23 protein-coding genes are annotated in these 21,176 nt (G+C 44.9%); 8 read left to right on the top strand and 15 right to left on the bottom strand.

Annotation, left to right across the window (positions count from 1 at the left end; translation table 11 throughout):
* The first annotated feature begins 128 nt into the window (after nt 1–128).
* Nucleotides 129–413, top strand: a complete 285-nt coding sequence (locus tag MHI37_RS05925; RefSeq protein ID WP_076336600.1) for a hypothetical protein — start codon at nt 129–131, stop codon at nt 411–413.
* Nucleotides 414–501: 88 nt separating this feature from the next.
* Here the strand turns inward: MHI37_RS05925 and MHI37_RS05920 are convergent, their stop codons facing one another.
* Nucleotides 502–2,694, bottom strand: coding sequence for an alpha-galactosidase (locus MHI37_RS05920; protein ID WP_076336599.1), 2,193 nt, complete (start codon nt 2,692–2,694; stop codon nt 502–504).
* 34 nt (nt 2,695–2,728) lie between these two features.
* Nucleotides 2,729–3,760 carry a LacI family DNA-binding transcriptional regulator gene (locus MHI37_RS05915; protein ID WP_076336598.1) on the bottom strand — a complete coding sequence of 344 codons (1,032 nt, stop codon included), beginning with the start codon at nt 3,758–3,760 and terminating at the stop codon, nt 2,729–2,731.
* Between the two features lie 160 nt (nt 3,761–3,920).
* Between MHI37_RS05915 and MHI37_RS05910 the strand changes: the two genes are divergently transcribed.
* Complete coding sequence (locus tag MHI37_RS05910; protein WP_076336597.1) at nt 3,921–4,553, top strand: hypothetical protein; 633 nt, start codon at nt 3,921–3,923, stop codon at nt 4,551–4,553.
* Nucleotides 4,554–4,591: 38 nt separating this feature from the next.
* Here the strand turns inward: MHI37_RS05910 and MHI37_RS05905 are convergent, their stop codons facing one another.
* The 7 genes from MHI37_RS05905 to MHI37_RS05875 all read right to left on the bottom strand — a co-directional run bounded on the left by MHI37_RS05905 (nt 4,592) and on the right by MHI37_RS05875 (nt 12,938).
* On the bottom strand, nt 4,592–5,470 hold the full coding sequence (locus MHI37_RS05905; protein WP_076336596.1) for an ABC transporter permease subunit: 879 nt from the start codon (nt 5,468–5,470) through the stop codon (nt 4,592–4,594).
* Complete coding sequence (locus MHI37_RS05900; RefSeq protein ID WP_076336595.1) at nt 5,467–6,417, bottom strand: ABC transporter ATP-binding protein; 951 nt, start codon at nt 6,415–6,417, stop codon at nt 5,467–5,469. Before MHI37_RS05900 ends, MHI37_RS05905 begins: the two co-directional genes overlap by 4 nt.
* Nucleotides 6,414–7,598, bottom strand: a complete 1,185-nt coding sequence (locus MHI37_RS05895; protein ID WP_076336594.1) for a hypothetical protein — start codon at nt 7,596–7,598, stop codon at nt 6,414–6,416. The genes MHI37_RS05900 and MHI37_RS05895 overlap by 4 nt, the downstream gene beginning before the upstream one ends.
* 55 nt (nt 7,599–7,653) lie before the next feature.
* Complete coding sequence (locus MHI37_RS05890) at nt 7,654–8,181, bottom strand: sigma-70 family RNA polymerase sigma factor (protein WP_076336593.1); 528 nt, start codon at nt 8,179–8,181, stop codon at nt 7,654–7,656.
* A gap of 131 nt (nt 8,182–8,312) precedes the next feature.
* Nucleotides 8,313–10,805, bottom strand: a complete 2,493-nt coding sequence (locus MHI37_RS05885) for an EAL domain-containing protein (RefSeq protein WP_076336592.1) — start codon at nt 10,803–10,805, stop codon at nt 8,313–8,315.
* 389 nt (nt 10,806–11,194) lie between these two features.
* Complete coding sequence (locus MHI37_RS05880) at nt 11,195–11,725, bottom strand: hypothetical protein (RefSeq protein ID WP_076336591.1); 531 nt, start codon at nt 11,723–11,725, stop codon at nt 11,195–11,197.
* Nucleotides 11,726–11,867: 142 nt separating this feature from the next.
* Nucleotides 11,868–12,938, bottom strand: a complete 1,071-nt coding sequence (locus tag MHI37_RS05875) for a GTP-binding protein (protein WP_076336590.1) — start codon at nt 12,936–12,938, stop codon at nt 11,868–11,870.
* Nucleotides 12,939–13,332: 394 nt separating this feature from the next.
* Here MHI37_RS05875 and MHI37_RS05870 point away from each other — a divergent pair, with 394 nt between their 5' ends.
* Nucleotides 13,333–15,048: a methyl-accepting chemotaxis protein gene (locus MHI37_RS05870; RefSeq protein ID WP_076336589.1), complete on the top strand. Its 1,716-nt coding sequence runs from the start codon at nt 13,333–13,335 to the stop codon at nt 15,046–15,048.
* Nucleotides 15,049–15,184: 136 nt separating this feature from the next.
* Here MHI37_RS05870 and MHI37_RS05865 read toward each other — a convergent pair whose 3' ends face one another.
* From MHI37_RS05865 to MHI37_RS05855, 3 genes are all read right to left on the bottom strand, one after another.
* On the bottom strand, nt 15,185–15,352 hold the full coding sequence (locus MHI37_RS05865; RefSeq protein ID WP_144023666.1) for a sporulation protein YjcZ: 168 nt from the start codon (nt 15,350–15,352) through the stop codon (nt 15,185–15,187).
* Nucleotides 15,353–15,619: 267 nt separating this feature from the next.
* A complete protein-coding gene (locus tag MHI37_RS05860; protein WP_256710500.1) occupies nt 15,620–15,727 on the bottom strand; it encodes a YjcZ family sporulation protein in 108 nt (35 codons plus the stop codon).
* A 371-nt stretch (nt 15,728–16,098) separates the two neighbouring features.
* Nucleotides 16,099–16,341 (bottom strand): YolD-like family protein, encoded by a 243-nt coding sequence (locus MHI37_RS05855; RefSeq protein ID WP_076336588.1) that lies wholly within the window; start codon nt 16,339–16,341, stop codon nt 16,099–16,101.
* 290 nt (nt 16,342–16,631) lie between these two features.
* Here MHI37_RS05855 and MHI37_RS05850 point away from each other — a divergent pair, with 290 nt between their 5' ends.
* From MHI37_RS05850 to MHI37_RS05830, 5 genes are all read left to right on the top strand, one after another.
* Nucleotides 16,632–16,853: a hypothetical protein gene (locus MHI37_RS05850; RefSeq protein ID WP_076336587.1), complete on the top strand. Its 222-nt coding sequence runs from the start codon at nt 16,632–16,634 to the stop codon at nt 16,851–16,853.
* A 79-nt stretch (nt 16,854–16,932) separates the two neighbouring features.
* On the top strand, nt 16,933–17,244 hold the full coding sequence (locus MHI37_RS05845; protein ID WP_076336586.1) for a hypothetical protein: 312 nt from the start codon (nt 16,933–16,935) through the stop codon (nt 17,242–17,244).
* Between the two features lie 136 nt (nt 17,245–17,380).
* On the top strand, nt 17,381–17,542 hold the full coding sequence (locus MHI37_RS05840) for a sporulation protein YjcZ (protein WP_144023664.1): 162 nt from the start codon (nt 17,381–17,383) through the stop codon (nt 17,540–17,542).
* Between the two features lie 391 nt (nt 17,543–17,933).
* A complete protein-coding gene (locus tag MHI37_RS05835; RefSeq protein WP_144023663.1) occupies nt 17,934–18,119 on the top strand; it encodes a hypothetical protein in 186 nt (61 codons plus the stop codon).
* Between the two features lie 174 nt (nt 18,120–18,293).
* The gene (locus tag MHI37_RS05830; protein WP_083676214.1) at nt 18,294–18,404 is read left to right on the top strand and encodes a sporulation protein YjcZ; all 111 of its coding nucleotides are present in this window, start codon (nt 18,294–18,296) and stop codon (nt 18,402–18,404) included.
* Between the two features lie 156 nt (nt 18,405–18,560).
* Here the strand turns inward: MHI37_RS05830 and MHI37_RS05825 are convergent, their stop codons facing one another.
* From MHI37_RS05825 to MHI37_RS05815, 3 genes are read right to left on the bottom strand one after another with little or no spacing between them, the layout of a single operon-like run.
* A complete protein-coding gene (locus tag MHI37_RS05825; protein ID WP_076336585.1) occupies nt 18,561–19,346 on the bottom strand; it encodes an ABC transporter permease subunit in 786 nt (261 codons plus the stop codon).
* On the bottom strand, nt 19,339–20,241 hold the full coding sequence (locus tag MHI37_RS05820; RefSeq protein ID WP_076336584.1) for an ATP-binding cassette domain-containing protein: 903 nt from the start codon (nt 20,239–20,241) through the stop codon (nt 19,339–19,341). The genes MHI37_RS05825 and MHI37_RS05820 overlap by 8 nt, the downstream gene beginning before the upstream one ends.
* Nucleotides 20,238–21,170: an ABC transporter ATP-binding protein gene (locus MHI37_RS05815; protein WP_076336583.1), complete on the bottom strand. Its 933-nt coding sequence runs from the start codon at nt 21,168–21,170 to the stop codon at nt 20,238–20,240. Before MHI37_RS05815 ends, MHI37_RS05820 begins: the two co-directional genes overlap by 4 nt.
* Nucleotides 21,171–21,176: the final 6 nt, after the last annotated feature.

Genomic DNA, 21,176 nt, shown 5'->3' with positions numbered 1-21,176 from the left:
ACGCAACGTCAAGGGGCAGCCTTTCTCAAAAAAACATTGTAAATAAAGGAAAAATATATATAATTAGTTTTTCAAGCATAATTGTGCTGGCTTTCTTACAGCAGCACGATAATAAGGGAGAGAAATAAATGGATCAATATCAACAGCCTCCAATAAACCCAGGTGTACCGGGCTACGGCTACGATGCACAGCAGGAGGTTTCACCCGTCATTACTGTAAAAGAGTGGATGATTACTTGGCTCATTCTAATGATTCCGATTGTAAACATCATCATGATGTTCATTTGGGCATTTGGCGAAGGCAATCCTACTAAAAAGAACCTCTTCAAAGCTTATCTGATATTTGCGGGTATTATATTGGTGCTTTATATTATTGCCTTCGTCGTTTTTGTATTAGCCGCTGCTTCGTCTTAGTTCGCTCGTTCGCAATCTATACAAAATAAATAAGGGTGCCTCGGAAGCTAATATCGCTTCTAAGGCACCCACTTTATTTATTACAAGCCTACTCCACTGCGCGGAAGCGGTACACCTTGCTTGCATAGTCACCGAAAAATTGCGGTGTAGCTAGACCGGCATACAACAGTTGATCGCCGCCGTATACGGTGTCCTCATCATGCAGCTTATAATCGCGATTCGGGTCCAGCCCCTGCAGACGGAAGCGATTCAGCTTCGGATTCGGCTCCTGCAGAACGGATACGAAGACGACGAACGCTTCGCTCTTGTCTTTGGACACAAACATCCATGCTGTTTCATTACCCTCGAACGGACTTAACAGCCGGTAGAAATCACCAAATTGTACGAGATGACGAACATCCTTGTACAATTTAACCTGCTCTTTAACCTCGTCCTTCTCCTCCTCAGTAAACTGAGTCAGATCAAGCTCATAGCCAAAGTTTCCGGAAAGCGCGACGTTGCCTCTAGTCTCAAGCGAGGTCATGCGGCCAACCTGATGGTTTGGCACGGCCGAAACGTGAGCCCCCATGGAGCTTACCGGATACACTATGCTGGTGCCGTATTGAATCTTCAAGCGGGAAACCGCATCCGAGTTGTCGCTTGTCCACGTTTGCGGCATGTAGTGCAGCATGCCAGCGTCGAAACGTCCGCCGCCGCCCGAGCAGCTTTCGAACAAAATATTTGGAAACGCTGATGTTATTTGCTCAAGCACAGAATAAAGACCAAGCATATAACGGTGAGCCGTCTCGCGTTGGCGATCTGCTGGCAGAAGCGCCGAACCAACCTCTGTCATATTGCGGTTCATGTCCCATTTCACATACGTGATCGGCGCGCTAGCGAGTATATCTGAAACTGACTTCACGATATATTGTTGAACATCCTCGCGCGACAAATCGAGAACGAGCTGATGCCTTGCCTGCGTCCGTCTGCGGCCCTCCACATGCAAGCACCATTCAGGATGCGCTTTGTAGAGCTCGCTTTCTGGAGAAATCATCTCAGGCTCGAACCATATGCCGAACTGCATATCCAGACGCTTCACGCGGCTAACCAAATCCTCAAGGCCGTTCGGCAGCTTATTGCGATCTACAAACCAGTCGCCCAGCGAGGTCGTATCATTATCACGCTTGCCGAACCAGCCGTCATCCAGCACGAACAGCTCGATCCCGAGCTCTTGTCCTGCGCGCGCAATCGCTTCTATTTTGTCTGCGTTAAAATTAAAATACGTCGCTTCCCAGTTATTAACGAGAATCGGACGTGTTTGATCACGGAACGTACCGCGAATGAGGCGAGCACGGTAGAAATCGTGGAAGCTGCGCGACATGCCGCCAAGCCCGTGCTCGGAATGCACCATAACCGCTTCAGGCGTTTGGAACTGCTCGCCTGGTTCTAGCTTCCAATTGAAATCAAACGGGTTAATACCGATAAATAGCCGTGCTGCGTGGAATTGATCGACCTCTACACCAGCGGTGAAATTCCCGCTGTATACCAAATTCACTCCGTAAACATCACCATGCTCCTCGGTTGCACCCTCCGCCAGCAAAGCGATAAATGGATTTTGCATATGACTGCTTGAGCCTCTACGGCTCTCGATGGATTGCAAGCCCGGTACAAGCTTCCGTTTATGAATATGACGCTCACGAATCCATGCACCGGAGAGCTGTAGCATTTCGAATTGATCATGCGCAAAATCCAGACTCATACTGAATGCACGCTGCAGCTGCAGCGTGTCAGAGCCGTTGTTGACCACTCTTGCCGAGCGAGTAATCGCATCATAGTCTTCAAATACGGTATAGGACAAAATAACCGACAAGCCTGTCAGCTCATCTTTCAACGTAATCTCCAAGGTTTGCGCTTCGGCATCACTTTCCGTATAGGTCGATGGCAATCCAGCAAGGGCCGGCTTTCCAGCGATAATTTGATAAGATTCATAGCGCAGATCTGTTACCGTTGTCCCATTAGGCAGCTTGACTTGGAATGCGGGCATACGGAAATCGGAGTTGCCATATGCCGGATACTCCTGCGGCAGCGTATCGAGCGATAGTTCGAGCTGATCAAGCTCCGTGCTAGGCGTGAAGGACGCGCGCTCTTTCAGCTCAAGCAATCTCTCCAGCTGTACACCGCGAACCTTTTTTCCCCAATAAATATGCGCAGGATAACCTGTGTTGGTCACATGGATAACATAGCTTGTATCCTTCGATTGCAAATGAAATACCGAACGCTGTTGATCATACTGAATGGTCAAAATAATAGCCTCCCAAATGTAAAGTATTGTTTTATTACAACAAGCTGCCACAGCTTTCCCGAACGATGAGGGTTGTATTGATGGTCATATGAACGGCCGCCTCACGACCTTCTATTCGCTCGAGCAGCAGTTGAACCGCGGCTCTGCCCATTTGTTCCGTATGCGCGCGAACCGTTGTCAGCGGCGGATTCAAATACGCAGATATTTCTATATCATCGAAACCCACAATTGCCATATCCTCCGGTACTTTAAGACCATGCTCATGCAGTGCTCGCAAAGCGCCTACCGTCATCGGATCACTGCCGATAAAGCAGGCTGTTGGTCTTGTGCTTTGCTTAAGCAGCCGTTTCATCGCATCATACCCGCCGTTGGAGGACCAATAAGCTTTCACAACAAAGCTCTCATCATATAAACCAAGCTCGCGCAGCTCTCTCTCAAAAAACAGACGACGCGGCTCTTCGGTTTCTTTATCTTCAGCCTGGCCGCTAAACCGATGAACGCTATCAGTGCCACCGATATAACCTATTTTGTTATGCCCAAGCGCTTTAAGATGTGTAATTACAGCTCTGGTAGCCTGCTCAAAATGCAGCTTCACCGTATCATACTCATTCAGCTCATACGAATGGTTAACAAACACAAGTCGCTCCCTGTTGTTATACAGCTGACGAACATCGTCTTCATCGATTGAGCCGACAACGATTACGCCATCAAGCTCATGCACAGGCTGCATCTCCGCGCGGGTGTTGCCTCGCAAAACTTTAACGATACTAATTCCGAGCTCCTCACAGCGCGCCTCGATGCCTTTGCGAATGGAAAAAAAGTAAGGATCCTCATGCTCATCTTCCAGCGTCGACCACATCAACAAGCCTATTTGCTGGCGAGAGCGCTGCTCTTCTTTTTTCATTCTTCGCAGCCTGGACGGCTTATACTGCAGCTTCTCGGCAATGCTAAAAATACGTGTCCGCGTTTCCTCGCTTACCGCCAAGGTTGTATCATTGTTTAAAACCCTGGATACGGTAGCAGCTGAAACGCCCGCCTCCTGCGCAATATCTTTTATAGTCGCCATATCACACTCCAAGTTTAGTTAATAAATTTACTGAATAACTATTCACAGTTTAGCAGATGATAATGAAGTCTACAAGCACCCATGCAACTTTTAAAGATTAGCTACGTCTGTTTTAATAATCATGCAATGCAATACATTACACATAAGAGGTGATCATCTTTTGAAAAAAGCGATGGCTTTTCTTATAATCATGCTGCTTCTAGCCGCCTGCGGCAACAATGCAGATATCACTGATGCCACTTTGCCTTCACCAACTATAGTTAGCAGTACAGACAAGCCTTCTCAGCCTATAGTAGCTGCAACTGCTCAAGAAGCGGCTTCCGCTGTTATTTTAGCTTTAAAGGAGTCTGATATGACCGCACTTGGAGCGTACGCTCATCCGGTCAAAGGTCTATTATTCTCTCCATATGCACATATTGATACTGCAACCGCCAAGATTTTTCCTGCTGCGGGCTTGCCGGCCTTAACGGATACGACTGTTTACAACTGGGGTTTCTATGATGGATCTGGCGATCCGATCTCACTTACCTTTCAGCAGTATTATGACAAGTTCGTCTATGATAAAAATTTTCTCGAATCGGAAATGGTCGGCGCAGATGAAATTATAGGGACCGGCAACACACTAGTTAATATTAAGGATGTTTTTCCGAGCAGCTATGTCATGGATTATTATTTCAGCGGCTTTGACGAGCAATATGAGGGCATGGATTGGGAGAGCCTTATTCTTGTGCTTGAGGAAATGAACGGGGCTTGGTATGTTAGTGCGATCGTGCACTCGCAGTGGACGATATAAATAGCGAATGCTGCCTCCCTTAGCGGGGGCAGCATCGCTTAAAAGTCTTTTCGGGTCATAACAAATAAACCAACTGCTAATAAAATTATCGTATATATCGCACAATAAACTAAAAATGAATTTGTTGGCGCTCCGTTGATTGAGAATACGTAGCTGAGCTCACGGCCCAGGTTAATCAAGCCTCCAAGCTCGGATATCGAAAATAGCTCACTTAGCATACGTTGTTGCAAGGCATCAGCAGGCATGAATAGCTTGATTAATCCGGTAATAGTTTCAAGCGTCTTTATCCCCTCTAGCTGTATTCTCCCCATTTCCATAAACCGGCCGAGCATGCTGCCGAGCCAGCCCATTCCAAATAGCATCGTCATGCTAATTCCATTACCTAAAGGACTTAGAAAGCATGACCCCAGCATCGTCAAGGAAACGAGCAGCGGTACAACTGCAGTGAATAATAAATAAGCTTTCAATAGGACGAAGATTTGAAATAACACCCCTGTCTCTATCCAGCAAATCACGATAATAGAAAAAAATAATAGAAATGCATACAAAGCTCCATAAGAAACAAAGCCAAGCCATCTCCCCATAAACCACTTCCAACGAGGAATTGGTCTTGCTAATACGGATTGCAATACCCCCTGCTCCGCTTCGCCTGTTACTGCAGCAACAGATCCAAAAATCGCTAAAAAGGCGACGGCAAACGCTCCAAAGAAAAAACCGAGCGTCAGCACCATTACGCCACTAACCATTTTGATGAATAAATCATTTGATGAATCATTTGCATACACCTGATGCTCACCAGCGATAGCGTCGGCAATAAACCAATAAGCGACCAGAAAAACGACCGTCATCAGTATCGTCATCAGCGTCACGCGCTTTCGTATAAGCTCCTTCCATGTTAGCCCCCAAACCGCGTTCATCGCCGCTCACCCCTATGCTCAAGTCCAGATACGGCCTCAAAAAACCATTCATCAAGGCGCGATGTTGTTTTACCTACCTCATACAATGTCAAGCCCAGCTCAATGAGAATATAATTAACTAAGCCAATTTGCTCATCATCCTCCAGTTCAAGCTCCAGCCAGACCTCATCTTCACCGGCCTGATCTGAGACCCTAACATTCACCTCGAGTAATTGCCGAATACGCTCAGGGGCAAGCGGTGTATATCCACTGACTCGTATACGCCAACTCGACTTTGAGCGCAATACCTCCGATACCTTGCCCTCTTTGAGAACTTGTCCATTATTAAGTAGAGCCACCCTATCGCATAAAAGCTCAACATCCTCAAGCAGATGAGAGTTGAGAAAAATCGTTTTCCCTTGGCTTCTTAGTCTAGCAAGCAGCTCGCGTACCTCATGCCTGCCAACCGGATCAAGTGCCGATGCTGGCTCGTCAAGAAAGACAATATCAGGATTGCCGAGCAAAGCGCAGGCGAGTCCAAGCCTCTGCTGCATTCCTTTTGAATAACCTTTGAGTCGATCACGTCCACGGCTGCCAATGCCGACTTCATCCAGAAGTAAATAGATTCGCTGCTTGGCGGCTGTTCGGTCCAGCTCGCATAGCTTCGCATGAAAGGCCAGCACCTCTTCTCCGGTCAGCCAGTCTGGATAACGAAACAGCTCAGGCAAATAACCTAATTTCCGATTTGCCTCCATCGAACCCGAAGCATAACCGAAGATTTGAGCTTTGCCTGAGGTTGGCTTAATTAGACCAGTGAGCATTTTGACAATCGTGCTTTTGCCTGCTCCATTAGGACCGAGGAAGCCAAAGGCTTCCCCTTTTCTAATGGTTAAAGTAACGTCGCGACAGCCGCGCCCGTCACCGTAGTCCTTGTTTAATTGAATAGCTTCAATAGCATGGGCGGTCATGAGCGGATCATCTCCGCAATCACCGACTGTAAGTTGTCGATATCTCCATAATTATTAACGTATGCTGTCACGACATAACCCTTCTCAAGCCAAGTCGCCATCGCATACAGATTAGCCTCATGCTCAACATAGACATCAATGCCCTTTATGTTGACCTTATCTGGATTTCCCCGTGTGATCAGTGGCATCGGAATTCCACCCTCCTCCAGACTAGAGGCCTGCATAAGTGAGGTGCGCAAATGCTCAGGCAGTGCAGGTAAGCTAATGATGGCCTCATAGGCATCTTGAACCTCTACAGACGGGTCCACATTAATCGTTGGAATCTCCATATAACTGATGTTAGCGCTTAGCTTAAGAGAATCTCCTCCCTTATCCTGATAGGAAATATGTGTGCTTCTTCCTGTATCAAAAGTAATTTTCTTGCCATCTACAGACTTTGGCAAAAGCTTCTCAGCGCCCAGCTTACGCATCGTACTGTTGATTTCGTTCACCTTAAGGCTGAAAGTAAAGGTTTGGGTCGCACTCGATGATATCGTAATGATCTGACTATCCGATGCCTCCAATGCTGGAATATTAAAGCCCAGCTCTACTGCAGCCTGCTCTGGCGTAAGCTGCTGCCAAGTCCCATGGGCTGTCTGTTCAAAATCTCCAAAGCGATTAGACATCTCAAGCGTCTCACCATCCTCGATAAAGCTGTTCATAAGCGTTACCAAATCATTCTCCTGTACAACCATGACATTATCCATACGGAACGTATTCAGCCATGCAGCTAGCGCTTCATTCGTAGAAGGCGTCGCAATCACGACAGTTAATATTGCAGCTGCACAAGCTGCAGCGGTCTTGCCTGCATTTTTTTTCACCCAGCGTCGAACCGCTCCTCCCTTCCGAGATTTGCTTGCTGCCTCACTTGAAGAGCTCTGTACTCTGCCTAGCGGAACGGAATTCCCCTGCTCCATTGCTTGGATCGAATGAGCGGATTGCAGCTGCTTCTTCAAGCGCTCTGTGCCTTCCGCACTAACTTCAGTCGTCCTCTGATGTGCTGCAAAAAGCCCCTGCCCCTGCGCTTCCCATTGCTCCCAAAGCGGCGATTGCTCTGAAGCGTGCAGTTGCTTCTCTAGACGTGCCCACGCGTCTGCGGTTTGCTCTTGCTCCTTTTTATTGAAACCATCGCTCGTTGTCATTTTAAATTCCTCCTCCAAAAAATTCGGCTTGCACTACCATCCTCATGATAGAGTTCTATTCATGGGACATTGCATTCTCCGCCTTCAACGCTTTCCGCTTCAACCGCTCTCCAGCTCTCCTGAGCATGGTGCCGACCTGAGGCTGCCGCACCTGAAGCTGCTGTGCTATTTCCGCATAGCTATACCCCTCATAACGCAGCATGAGCAGCTGCTTATCTCGCTCAGATAGCGTATCCAGCCAGGCTCGAACCTGTTCCTGCTCGTCCTTATCGATGAACTGCTGTTCATTGGACTGCACCTCTTGCGGCTGTGCAAGCATGCTTTGCTCCTGTTTTTGCGTTAGAGCGCGTTCCCGCGCTTTCTTATCCATATAGTCATAAGCGAGCCGCGTCAATACACGATGCAGCCAGCCTCCAATAGCTTCAGGCTGATCCGGCGGATTCCGGTAAAGCCGCAGGAAGGTTTCCTGCGCAAGATCCTCAGCCGCTGCTTCATCGCGAATAAGCGCAACAAGCTTGCGTCTGACTGATGGATAGTACTGATTAAATTGTTGACGAAACAAATCCGGCGCCGAGTGGTCCATTCCGTATTCCTCCTTACTTTTTTTGCTCAAGCTATAAGTAAGACGATGCCGCTTGCCATTTTGTAACATAGTGAAATAGACTTTATAACTAAAAAACCGCCCCCCACGTAATACGGGAGACGGCAATTCTATTAAACGTCCTCTTTATTGTGCTGCATAAAGAGCTGCACGAACCTCTGCGCCGGTACGGGAGGGCTATAAATATAGCCTTGAACAGCATCGCAATTATGATTGGATATAATATCCAGCTCTTCCTGCGTCTCTACCCCCTCGGCCACCACCTTCAGGTTCAAATTATGTGCGATAACGATAACCGACTTATAGATCATTTGTTTCTTGAAATCGTTGACGATCCCGCTTATGAACGACTTATCCAGCTTTAAGGTATGCAGCGGAATGTTCTGCAAATAGCTAAGCGATGAATATCCTGTTCCAAAATCGTCCAGAGAAAGCTTAACGCCGAGCTCCATCAGCTCATGCAATATTTTGAGCGTATGCCCTGAGTTTTCCATAAAAATCGACTCTGTAATTTCAAGCTCGATTTGTCCCGGGCGAATGCCCGCAGCAGAAATAATTCGTTCGATCGTATGAACAATATTTTTCTGCTGAAATTGAATCATCGACATATTGACACTCACCGAAAGTGATTTTAAGCCCATTCGTTCCCACTCGCTAATTTGCTGGCATGCTGAATACAGCACCCATTCTCCAAGCGGAATGATAAAGCCTGTTTTCTCAGCAATCGGAATAAAGTCAAGCGGCGAGACCATGCCGAGCTCCGGATGCATCCAGCGAATCAAGGCCTCTGCTCCGTAAATAGCGCCGGTAGACATATCAATCTTCGGCTGATAATAAAGGACAAACTCCCCTTCATCTAAAGCCCTGTACATGCTGCTCTCCAAAATCAATTCCTTTTTCGGTACATCATTCATGGAAGGAGAATAAACTTTACACGTATTTCTCTCTTTCTTCGCCAGATACATGGCAATGTCTGATTCCTTCACCAGCTGATCTGCGGCATCCGAGGTCCATTCATGATGAATACTCATTCCGATGCTTGCTGTTATGTAGAACTTGCGGTCCCCAAGCCCAATAGGCTCGGAAATGGCTGTCAACAGCTGTTCCGCTATACTCATGACTTGATTTAGTTGAGCTGCATGATCAAGAAGCGCAATATATTCGTCCCCTCCAAAGCGAAAGACTCGTCCATAGCTGCCAACCTTGTCAACAATTCGCTTTGCCACCTGCTGCAGCAACTGATCGCCCATCGTATGATCCAGCGTATCATTAATCATTTTGAACCGATCAAGATCAATGTAGAGCATCGCGATATGGCCTTCTATATTGCCGCTCCCAAGCTGCTTCTCTTCCATATAACGATGATAGGCATAGCGGTTAGGCAAGCCTGTCATTAGATCATGAGTCAATTGATATTCAATCAATTGTGCAGCTTCATTACGCTGAGCGAGCATATTATTAAAATGATTCGCCATAAACTCAAATTCATCATTCGTGTTTATCGTAAGCTGCTGCCCTTCGTTTCCAGCTGCGACCGCTGATGTAGCTTTAACGACCTTCTTTATGTTGACTAAAATAATTTTACGAACAAGCATCGTCGTTACAGCCGCCATAAACAGCAGTGCCAACCCTGTGATCAGCAGTGATTGCCAAAGACTTTTATAGTAATTAGACAGCATATTCTTCTTGGGAATTACCGTCTCTATATGCCAAAGATCATTATAAATAGGAATAGGATAAAATAACCGCAATACGGTTCCGTCTCCATCCGGGTTAGAAGTATATTTTATGCGAGCACTCGTCCCCTTCATCGCTTCAAGCTCATCCTGGCTTGACCACAGCTGATAAGGAGAATTCACAAGCTCTGGATTTTGCCCATTGGCCAAATAGTTATTTTCCGTTGTAATAATGTTGGCGTAGCCATCTAATGGACGGAATGATGCAAGCTGCTTCTGTAACGATTCGAGTGAAATATCAGCGCCTACTATACCCAAAAAGCTTCCCTGCTCATCCAGAATGGGCAGCACGAGAGAGACCATATCCATCGGATGACCTTCTATACTATAGGAATAAGGCTCGAGTAGTGAAAAGGCCTTCGTTAGTTTAGGTATTTGATAAAACTTTCCTAGCTCCATATCCTCATAATGCTCAATCGGTAATATTTTAATCGTATCATTCATTCGAACGACATACGGAATAAATCGCCCCGTAGCATCATCGAAGCGATTTTTATTTTGGTTGAGTGCATCATTTCCGTCAAATGCATTAGGTTCCCATACCGTGTAGACTCCCAATATGTCAGGATGCTTCTCAAGCATCTGATGCAGCAGCTCAACGGTATATTCTCGATTTTGCATATCGTATTTATTCATTTGCAGCATTGTTGTTTCTAATGTATCCAGCATTCCCATCGTTTGGTCCAACAGTTGTGAGAACGGATGTATATAGGCTATCGTTTGCGTTTGAGCAAGCAGCTCGCTTTCACGCAAATTCGACTCATAAAGCTTAATGAGATGAGCAGAAACCAGAACTACAAATGAAATAACTACCAACAGGCCAAGTGATGATATTAACTTTTGTGCAATACTCAGCCTTATCTTTTTCATTTCATCTCTCAGCCCCTTGTTGTTAGAAAGCGCAAAAATCGACGTAATATGTCAAATAGTGATACCTTTCTAGTATACGTGACCTTTTGATGCCAGCACAATAATAAAGATAGGTTAAAAACACTATATATTTCGACAAAATACTGCTTTTTACTCTCATTTCCATGTGACGCCAGAGTCGTATGACCTTATTTCAAATTCAGATTGCAAGTAAATTATTCATTTTTAAATGATGGTAATAGATACCCTGTTCTGTTGTAGTTCTAACATAAATATTCTGGCTGCAAAAGTGAACACTTCGTTTCTAGAGAAACGAAGTGTTCTTTCCTACTCGTGGTCAAAAAAAAGAAGCGCTGCTTCGGTTTGGTCTGAAGCAACGCTTTTTTTCATTAAACTTGATTTTTCTTTTCGGTTTGCTTATCCTTATTATCCTCAATGGCGCGTTCATGATCCTCTAGACGATGTGGTCGTTTTCCTTTGCCGCCATGCAGCTGGTATAGCTCCTCACGCAGCTGGTCAGAGGTTTTTCCTTCTGTCATAATGCCATGCTCCTCGGCAATTTTGCGCAGATGCTCCAGCCGCTTCGCTTGATGCTCCGCTTTAAAGGCTTCCCATTTATCCTTATTGGCTAGCTTTGCAGACTCTACTTCCTTCTTCAGCTGTTCCGGCGTCTTCCCGTCGGTTTGAATGCCAAAATAGGTTGCTAGCTCCTTCAGCTTCTCCAATCTGTACGCTTCAAAATCCTTGCGTGTCATTTTCCCCTTATGCGACTTATGCTCGCCGTCCAAATCAGACTCTTTAGGATGCTGAATAACCAGTGATGGATTCGGCAAAGCCGTGTCTGATGGGGCTGCCCATACAGGAGCGGCCGAGAGAAGAACAACAAGCGCTAAGACGGGAATAAACCCTTTTTTAATCATTTGCTGCCACACCTTTCTATCGCATTCGTGATGCAAGGCTATAAAAGCCTTATCTGGCTTATTTTGCCCAAGCGTACGCGTGAATAGACATGTTAACAGCAATTTTCGACATTTCTTTTAAGTGGACACCCTATTGCTCCACTCACTCTTTATTCGCAGCCTGCTCCAGAAGCTCCAGCTCCTTTTGCAGCCATTCCCTCGAAAAATGCTCTCCTATAAATACAGCTACATCATTCACGTCGCCCTGCGGATCTATTCGCATAAAATCTGATTCCTTGTATGCATATTGAAATAGAAAACGGCTCGGTGCATCCGTAAACGTCACAATCCCCTTCGCCCGATAAATATTCGATGGAAGATTCTGAAGCAGAGATTCGAATGCTGTACTGTCAACCGGGTTTCTCCAATAATGGGTAACAACCATCACATGATCATGCGAGTGATGATGAGCGGTGTGACTATGATGATGCTCGTGAGAGCAGCCTTCTACCGAGCATTGCTCGTCTTCATTGTGTGTATGTGTCTCATCATGTACACGGCTATCTACTTGCTCCGTTTTACTGCTGCTGCGCTCATTAGCATCGCCGCTTGATGCCTCGGCACTATCCAGCCAGCTCCAATCATCTATTGCACAACGAACGGTTGCAATAATTTGCGCATGGGCATTCAGCTCGCGCAGCTGCTGCTGCGCTTCAACGAGCTGATCCGGCTCCAGCTTATCTGCTTTATTGAGGAGCATAATGGTTGCACAACGAATCTGCTCCTGCATCAGCTTGAACGTTCTGCCTTTCCCATCTCGGCTGCGCTCTAGCAGCTCTGGTCCGTCAACAACTGTAATCACGCTGCGAAGATCAATCGCTTTGTACATCGCCGCCTCTGTAACCCCATCCAACGTTTCCATCGGGTTTGCAGCACCTGTTGATTCAATAAATATAACATCCGGCTGATGCTCGTTTATAAGCATGCTGATTTCCATGCCCAAATCGCCCCGCATCGTACAGCAAATACAGCCGCTAAGCATTTCGGCCATAGGCACCTCATCGGAAACGAGCTGACCATCAAGGTTGATATCACCCAGCTCATTCATAATTACCGCCGGCTTCTTCCCTTGCGCAGTGTAATAGTCCAGCAGTCTTCTTAGCAGCGTGGTCTTCCCGCTCCCTAGAAAGCCGGACAATAAATGAATCGGTATGCTTTGTTCTCTATTCGTCATCGTAATTTCTCCCATAGTTACTTATTTTAAGCCTGATATGAATGCTACTATTATATCGTAATTGTTACGTTCTTTCATCTATATAAATTGAACTACAAATTTACGTTTTGGACGCTGCGCGAGTAGATCATTCTTACGATCGCGGTTGCAGCCAGATTCTTTGATCTCCTAAGACATTTAAAGGTAAGAATATAGACTGCAAAGGCGAACACTTCGTTTCTCCAGAACGATCTTCTCGCTTCGCTAAATCTTCATTTTCAAGTTCAACTCAACCATTAATCGTTTCTCAAAACATATTCTTAATAATAGTTTATAGTCTCTTAAGCTTCGCTTAATTTTTATGTAGGAAATATTTGCTACGATCATTATAGACATAAATAGGGAGGCTTACTTCATGAAGAACATGAAAATATCAAAAAAAATATCGACGATCGTAGCTGCCGCTTTATTCTTTATCCTTATCGTTGGAGCAGTAGGCAATCTATCCATTCGCCAGATGGATACTCTCTCCAATAATATGTATGAAGACAGCCTGCTTCCTCTCTCCTGGATCAAACAAATTTCAGCTAACGACTACAAGCACAACGCTATCTTCCTTGAGCTCATGTTCAATGAAGATACTTCTCGAACAGATGCTCTTATCGAGCAAATACATAGCAATTCAGACGCCTCAAGCAATCTGCTTCAACAATACAGCAAGGCCCCGCACAGCGAGAGCGAGCTTACCTTATTGAAAGAATATGATGAGCTTCTCGCACAATATAATGAGCAGGAGCAAAATATATTAAATTTTATGATGAACGGACAAATTGCTGAGGCCTATAGCTTCTATACGGAACAAACCGTAGAGCTTCGCACAAACATGACCGGACTTCTCATGAAGCTCGCTGCCTCTGCGGAAGAATCCGCAGCCTTGATGAATCAAGAGAGCGAGTCTCTTGCAGCACGGAGCAATATGAACACACTGGTTGGGACGATAGCTGCTCTTGTTCTGCTCATTGCTATTGCAATCATCATAACTAAACTCATTACAAAGCCGCTAAAATCGCTGCAGCATTTAATGAAACAAGCGGAGGCCGGTGATATTACGGTTAAAGGAAGCTATTCCTCCAAAGATGAAATCGGACAATTAAATGATTCCTTCAATACGATGATCGGAGGCATTCATGAGCTGCTTCAGCAAGTCAATCAAAGCGCTCAGACGTTAACCTCATCTTCGGATGAGCTTGCCACAAGTGTGCACCAAACGTCCGGAGCGGCGGAGCAAATCGCAGATGAGGCCTCCGGTTTAGCGGCAGGACTTGAACAGCAGAGCGATACGTTCATCCGTCTAAACTCGGCTGCTGATCATATGGTGAACCAGCTTGCTCATGTGGAACTAATCGGTAAGGAAATGAAGCAGCTAGCTCAGGAAGCAGAGTCTGCCAATTATAACGGTACCGAGGCTGTAGGGCAAATTCACGAGCAGATGACAGAAATTAAGCAAAATGTCGAGGAATCAGAAGCTGGTATTTATGCGCTGCATGAGGCATCCGCAACGATCGGTTCCATCGTAACTACGATTAATGAAATCGCAAGCCAAACGAATCTACTCTCCCTCAACGCCTCCATTGAAGCTGCACGAGCGGGAGATGCCGGACGCGGCTTCACCGTAGTAGCTGGAGAAATTCGCAAGCTTGCCGAAAATTCTGCGTTATCCTCTCGTCAAATTACTGAGCTGGTCGCACATATGCAGGCCAAAACCGAAGAAGCTGTTCAATCTATGCGCAAGGGAGCAGAGGGCGTTGCTATCGGTATGGAGCGCAGCCTGAACGCTTCTGCAGCCTTTGCTCAGATCGAAGCCTCCATCTCTAAAACCGTTTATAAGGTAAATGAGACTGAAGCTGCGATCGCTAAGGCAGCCGAAGAATCGCGCTCCGTCGCCTCATCGATAACGCTCGTTAATCACATCACAAACGAGGGCAGCGGCCGCATCCAAGAAATGTCCGCAGCTTCAGAGGAGCAAGCCGCCGCTATGGAGGATGTGCTGCACTCCGCGCAGATGTTATCTGCTTTAGCCGACGGTCTACATACATCGATGTCTCGTTTCACCTTGTTGCCCGTCAAATAGCACATTGCAGAAATCTGTTTTCTAAATCGCATAGCATAAACCTGCAAAACCCCCAAGGCTCAGGCACTTGGGGGTTTAATACGATTTCAATTAGTGGAAACGCATGTATCGCCGATTTACAAGTAAGCTTTGTCGACTAAAACAAGCAAGCGCGGGTAATGATTACCAACAGAATGAAAAGTACTAATATAATCCCAATACCTGTGCCCCAGCCGCCAACACCAGTTCCACAATTACTAACACCTGCAACTGGGTATGAAGGTCCGCAGTTTCCTGCGCCAACCCCTGCTACTCCATAGCTCATTTGTTCATCTCCTTTTTCTTAAGGTACAGTATCCTATGATTTTCAGCGAAAAAGGTATAGGCGACTGAATAAAATGTGCTCCTGCTCATTTTTCATGCCAGCCCACACGTCCGGATGATGATTAAACTCCTTCCAACATTGCTAGCTTGTCCATTTGGATAAACTATAACATCCCCATGGCTCAGGCACATGGGGATGTTATTATACTTTCATTTAGTGGGAAAGCGTTTCGACAGGCTGGCGTTCACATTCCGGCTGATTTATGGCTTACAGCCAAGAACGAGAAATGATAACAAGAAGGATAAATAGGACAAGGATAAATCCAATGCTTGAGAATCCGCCACCGCCGCAGCCTACGCCTGCCACTGGATACACAGGTCCGCAGTTTCCAGGACCTACATTTGCTCCTGCTACTCCATAGCTCATTTGTTCATCTCCTTTTTGTTAACTTACATTGTATCCTATGTCTCAGGGACAAAAGAGTATGGGCGTTAACAGGAAATGCGCACATGCCTACACAGCAGCCAAAGCTTTTATTTAGTAGAAAATGCTTTTTCCTCCAGCATGGGCTCATACATCATAATGGCATGGTTTTCCGTAATAAATTCGTCATCAATCAGCTTCGACGTATCGGCTGCATCACAGTCATTTCATTTGTCCCCCTGCTTCCTATTTCTTTCATTACAACAAAACAGGCCTCCTTACGTTCATTATAGAAACGTCAGGGGCCTGTTGTTTTCCTTGCCTTAATACGAGCTTTCGACCTTCATAATATCGAGAAAAGGGATTTTCACTACATTTCCCATATGCTCCACATGAACCTTCTTCGTTCTAGAATCCATTACGGTAATGACGCCTCTCACCTGCTCTGCCGCTGCCCAAACCGTGAGCAGCAGCTCCGTGCCCTCCTGCTTAGCCTCAACTAGTCTTTCCCCCAGCTCTTCTAGCTCAAACTCGTCTCTAGTTGGACGCTTCGGTCCTTTTGCCATCTTTATCCCCTCCCGCTTGTATAGCATCACTAATTATCAACAAAAAAGGGCCCCTACGCTCCGAGGAGACCCCATTCCTTACTGTCTAACCATGTTGCACGAATAGATCTATTATAGCATGATGTACTAGAGTCTGTTAGCCATATCCCAATTAATTCACCTATTGGCCAGTAGGTAAACAAATTCGTACATGCGCGAGCTGTCGGTCCTATTGCAGTATTTAAGATGGAAATGAGCAGTAGTGCATATAATCAAAAGGAGAGAAAAATCAATGGATTGGAGATGGAAGTATGCTGCTTGGCAAAATGATGCGCGGTATTTCGATTGGGCTCCTAATCGGTATACTTGTAATGGGACTACTGCCGTTTTTAGTTATTTTTAACTGGGCGGAGATGCAAAACATCGTCGAGCTCGAATCCTCACCCTTATTTATGCTTCTTAGGCGCTTCGTCGGTCCAAAACCTATATCAGAGAGAAAAATCGAGCAGAAGCAAACAGACCTGACTAAATAAACAAGATCCTATAGTGCTTAAACAGTCCTTTTATAGTAAAATAGGGCGAGGCAACACTATACGATTATGAGGTGCTGGAATGTCCATTAGCTTTACTACATCAATAATAAGCCGATTAAAGAGAGAAATTGCTGACCTGCAAAAACAAAGCGTCAACGATAAGAGCAAGAAGGAAAAGGCTCTCTCCAAAATAAAACAGCTCCAAAAAAGCGTAAAGCTAAGCTCCTCTCCTACCGATTTGAGCAGCAAAATGTCGCAAATAACGAAGCTGACTGATGAAGCAGCAAGATTGGATGCTTCGATGACAGCTGCGGTGAAGCAGCTCGCTGCTAAAAATGCCGAACTTCGGCAGCAGCTATCTAAGGAGCATCAAAAGGGAGCTAAAGAATAAGGTAAGCAACCATTTAACGTCTAGAGGGCTAACTGGCAGCAGGATGGGCAAATGTCATTACGTAACAAACACCCAAACAAGAAACCATATCCGCGCATAACCTACAATGTATTCAATTCTCTGGGAGGTGAGCGTAATGGGTGGTTTTGTAGGTGGTTCTAGCCACAGTATTGGCATCATTCTGGTATTATTTATTTTGTTGGTGATTATCGCATGCAGCTGCGGTATGTTTGGCGGCGGTTACGGTGGCGTCGGCGGAGTCGGTGGCGTCAACAGCGGCTACGGTAAAGGCTACTAAATAAGGGTCAGATTATAAGCTCATTCCTCCATGCTTGCCTACTTCCAATAACTCCTTAAAATAGAAACAACACAAAAAGCCCATTGAATGGGCTTTTTGTGTTTTCCACTGATCATCATTCATAAATTATCTCCGTAAATCCTCATTGCTTTTATATCAGGCTAGTATCCTACCAGAACAATCATCCAATCACTTCACTCTATCAATACATAATCTACACAGTAGTTAAATTACGAGGAGGTGAATATCAATGTCAGAAGCTGTTCGTGGTTCTAACAATAGTGTTGGATTTATTCTAGTACTCTTCATTTTGTTAGTTATTGTCTCTTGTAGCGGATTTTTCGGCGGTTCTAACTAATAAATACTGACTTTTGAAGGAGATGAATAAATAATGAACACAGGTATGATTCTAGTACTTTTCATTTTGTTAGTGATAATCGCAAGCAGCTGCGGTATTTTGTCCCGCAACGAGAGTAGAGAAGATACACGTAATGAAAGAAACGATAAAAGAGCTAATCAAGCCGATGAAAGAAACAACAACAATGTCAACACTCGCAACTACAACGGATGCTATTAAGAGAGTAACTCCCTATTTCCTACTCCCTATGCCTGGACCTGAAGCATGACAAAACAAGTGTTTTTTTGAATGCAATTGTTGCTGATGAACAATTTAGGTATCAAACACCCAATCACTTAACGTTTTTTGAGCATAATCTGCATGGTATTCAAGAAATAAGGAGGTGAGTATTTAATGGGTGGTTTTGTTGGAGGTGCTAACAACAGCATAGGTTTTATTCTGGTACTATTCATTTTGTTGGTTATTATCTCTTGTAGCTGTGGAATTTTCGGCGGCGGTTATTAATCTTTAGCAATTAGTGGCCTTGACGCCCCTCCCCCTTCGAGCATACGAAATGCTTTCAATAAGACCTTCTCATAAGGCCCACTCCCTGTGGGCCTTATGATTCCTAATAATCGCCTCGTGTATTTTATTCTTATTTTGTTGTGTTTTCGAAACCTCCTATAGCGGTAAATCCTTTTCCTTAAACACCTTAATGCTCGCACCATACAGAACAAGTCCTATAGCAGCTAGGATCATAAACCTCCAGACATACCCTTCTCCATCAAGAATCGCATTAGTATCGAATAATGCATTGATCGTAATGTATTTCAAATTTTCCAAGCTGCTATCGACAGAGCTTATTAATTGAAACAAGAAAAAAGCTAGCGGAATGCCCGCCCCTAGTGCTAGTGAGTTTTTGGATAGATTGAATACGCAGGAGAAGAAAAATGAAATACTACTAAGCGCAAACATCAGCAGAAATAAGCCTACATTAAGCCATACATAATCGTTCAAGCTTAGCTCTGTGTCTCCTTGAAAAATGTGAATAGCCGCTACACCAACCACAGTTTCAATGGTAAACATAACTAGGATGGCTACTACCAAGTAAACCGCTTGGGTCATAATAATCGTGCTGCGCTTAGTAGGCGTTGACAGCAGGTATGCCATTGATCCTCTATCCACTTGATTTGCGACTAAGCTATTAGCTGTCATCACAATAAAAATGATGGGTATAAGCACGCCATGCAGGGTGTAAAAAGTCTGTGCCAGCATGCCTAAAAATGTTGTTTTTTTCATCATCCCTTCCAGTGGCGTACCTTTTACCATTTCAGTCATGCTATTAATCGTACTATTATCAAATACGGCAACTAGTACGGCATTGAGAGCACATAATATGAAAGTGAAAATCAGCCATAGTTTAAGATTGGATCTTAAGGTTTGTTTGAAAATAGTTCCACTAAGCATGAAGCGAGCCTCCCTCATATAAGCTATTGAAGTATTGCTCCAGCGTGTATTTGGTTTCCGTCATGTACAACACATCATATGCGGTTAGTGTGCGAAACAAGGTATTGATTTGATGGTCATGCAGGCTTATCGCCACCTCTTGCTTACTTTGATCCTTCGCTAGCCAGTCAAAGGATTCCTCTGCAAAACGCTTATAGGCAGCCTCAGTAGCAAATGCGATCTGATACACCTTATTTTCGTTATATTTTACTTCAGCCGTCGATTTTACAGCAATGATTTTCCCATCTTTAATCATCGCTACTTTATCACAGGTTTCTTCAACCTCTTCAAAAATATGGCTGGACATAAAAATCGTTTTCCCCTTTTTCTTCTCCTCCTGCAGGATAGAGACAAATTCTGCTCGCATCAACGGATCAAGCCCTGTCGTAGGCTCATCTAATATTAATATTTCTGGATCTGCCATTAGTGCTGCCACAATCGCTGTTTTTTGCTTCATCCCTTTGGACATTCGCTTAAGATTGGCCGAAGGGTCAAGCTGCAGCCGCTTAATTAACGAATCCATATAGGAGAAATCAGTCAGTCCTAATAACGCTGCTTGCGCCTGTAAAAACGCTGTACCCGTTGGAGCATCCGGAAAAGCAATTTCACCAGGAACATAACCTACGAAGCACTTGATTTTATCCGCATCCTTCCAGCAATCAAGTCCCTTAACGCTGGTATGGCCTATTTGTGGTTTAAGAAAACCCGTGAAATGACGAATAATCGTCGTTTTGCCGGCTCCATTGATACCGACAAAACCAAACACCTCTCCTTGCTCAATGGATAGATTGATGTCAAAAACACCTCTTCCATCGCCATAATCCTTAGTTAGCTCTTTCACTTCTATACAGCTCATGAGGATATCACCTCTGTCTCATGCAAATTACGATCATAAAACCTCATGAAATAATCCTCTAGCGTAAACTTGATTTCCGAGAAAAATTTCATATCAACCTCTGCGAGCAAGGCGATTAGAGCATTAATCGAAGAGCCGTCTACCCTTACGATTACTTGCTTTTTATCAGCGTCTGCCTTCAAAATTTCAATCGCAGCTTCGCCATTAGCCTTCTGATATAGCCGTGAAAACTGCTCATCGCTTATCAGCTCAACTTTATAGGTCTTTACGCTTGAATTTCGCAATTCATCAGCTATGAAGGATGCTATGATATGACCATCCTTAATCATCGAGATTTTATCACAGGTAGCATCAATTTCATTGAAGATATGGCTGGAGAGCAGTATAGTCTTGCCACGCTTTTTCTCTTGCAAAATAAAATCGATGAAGCGATGCTGCATAATCGGATCAAGACCGCTTGTCGGCTCATCTAATACCAATACATCAGGGTCATGCATAAATGCCGTAACAATCGCTAGCTTTCGTTTCATGCCTAATGACATACGCTTTAGACTTCCTGATGGCTCAAGCTCAAATTGCTCCATTAGCTTATGAGTATAGGCCAAATCCTTCATACCACGAAGCCGAGTCATCATCTCGATAAATTGATTCCCCGTTAAATTTTCAGGAAGTGCAATCTCACCGGGCAAATAACCAAGCGTTCTTTGAATATCACTGGCATGCTGCCAGCTATTTAGACCGTTAACAGCTGTAAAGCCCTTTTGCGGTTTAGAAAAGCCCATAATATGACGAATCGCTGTCGTTTTTCCAGCTCCATTAGGCCCTAGAAAGCCATAAACCTCTCCCTTTTCTACGGAGAACGTAATATCAAAAACCCCTCGGTTATGACCATAATCCTTCGTTAGATGATCGATTTCTATCACTGCCATATGATA

Origin of the sequence: Paenibacillus sp. FSL H8-0548 (genome assembly GCF_038630985.1) — a bacterium.
Taxonomy (GTDB): Bacteria; Bacillota; Bacilli; order Paenibacillales; family Paenibacillaceae; genus Pristimantibacillus.
Note: the sequence above shows the minus strand (reverse complement) of the source record. Positions and strands in the feature narration are given on the sequence as shown.

Excerpts from the sequence above, each read along its gene's own strand:
- MHI37_RS05925 (WP_076336600.1), top strand. The coding sequence starts at position 129 with ATGGATCAATATCAACAGCCTCCAATAAACCCAGGTGTACCGGGCTAC.
- MHI37_RS05915 (WP_076336598.1), bottom strand. The coding sequence starts at position 3,760 with ATGGCGACTATAAAAGATATTGCGCAGGAGGCGGGCGTTTCAGCTGCT.
- MHI37_RS05905 (WP_076336596.1), bottom strand. The coding sequence starts at position 5,470 with ATGAACGCGGTTTGGGGGCTAACATGGAAGGAGCTTATACGAAAGCGC.
- MHI37_RS05900 (WP_076336595.1), bottom strand. The coding sequence starts at position 6,417 with ATGACCGCCCATGCTATTGAAGCTATTCAATTAAACAAGGACTACGGT.
- MHI37_RS05895 (WP_076336594.1), bottom strand. The coding sequence starts at position 7,598 with ATGACAACGAGCGATGGTTTCAATAAAAAGGAGCAAGAGCAAACCGCA.
- MHI37_RS05890 (WP_076336593.1), bottom strand. The coding sequence starts at position 8,181 with ATGGACCACTCGGCGCCGGATTTGTTTCGTCAACAATTTAATCAGTAC.
- MHI37_RS05885 (WP_076336592.1), bottom strand. The coding sequence starts at position 10,805 with ATGAAAAAGATAAGGCTGAGTATTGCACAAAAGTTAATATCATCACTT.
- MHI37_RS05880 (WP_076336591.1), bottom strand. The coding sequence starts at position 11,725 with ATGATTAAAAAAGGGTTTATTCCCGTCTTAGCGCTTGTTGTTCTTCTC.
- MHI37_RS05875 (WP_076336590.1), bottom strand. The coding sequence starts at position 12,938 with ATGACGAATAGAGAACAAAGCATACCGATTCATTTATTGTCCGGCTTT.
- MHI37_RS05870 (WP_076336589.1), top strand. The coding sequence starts at position 13,333 with ATGAAGAACATGAAAATATCAAAAAAAATATCGACGATCGTAGCTGCC.
- MHI37_RS05865 (WP_144023666.1), bottom strand. The coding sequence starts at position 15,352 with ATGAGCTATGGAGTAGCAGGGGTTGGCGCAGGAAACTGCGGACCTTCA.
- MHI37_RS05855 (WP_076336588.1), bottom strand. The coding sequence starts at position 16,341 with ATGGCAAAAGGACCGAAGCGTCCAACTAGAGACGAGTTTGAGCTAGAA.
- MHI37_RS05850 (WP_076336587.1), top strand. The coding sequence starts at position 16,632 with ATGCTGCTTGGCAAAATGATGCGCGGTATTTCGATTGGGCTCCTAATC.
- MHI37_RS05845 (WP_076336586.1), top strand. The coding sequence starts at position 16,933 with ATGTCCATTAGCTTTACTACATCAATAATAAGCCGATTAAAGAGAGAA.
- MHI37_RS05840 (WP_144023664.1), top strand. The coding sequence starts at position 17,381 with ATGGGTGGTTTTGTAGGTGGTTCTAGCCACAGTATTGGCATCATTCTG.
- MHI37_RS05835 (WP_144023663.1), top strand. The coding sequence starts at position 17,934 with ATGAACACAGGTATGATTCTAGTACTTTTCATTTTGTTAGTGATAATC.
- MHI37_RS05830 (WP_083676214.1), top strand. The coding sequence starts at position 18,294 with ATGGGTGGTTTTGTTGGAGGTGCTAACAACAGCATAGGTTTTATTCTG.
- MHI37_RS05825 (WP_076336585.1), bottom strand. The coding sequence starts at position 19,346 with ATGCTTAGTGGAACTATTTTCAAACAAACCTTAAGATCCAATCTTAAA.
- MHI37_RS05820 (WP_076336584.1), bottom strand. The coding sequence starts at position 20,241 with ATGAGCTGTATAGAAGTGAAAGAGCTAACTAAGGATTATGGCGATGGA.
- MHI37_RS05815 (WP_076336583.1), bottom strand. The coding sequence starts at position 21,170 with ATGGCAGTGATAGAAATCGATCATCTAACGAAGGATTATGGTCATAAC.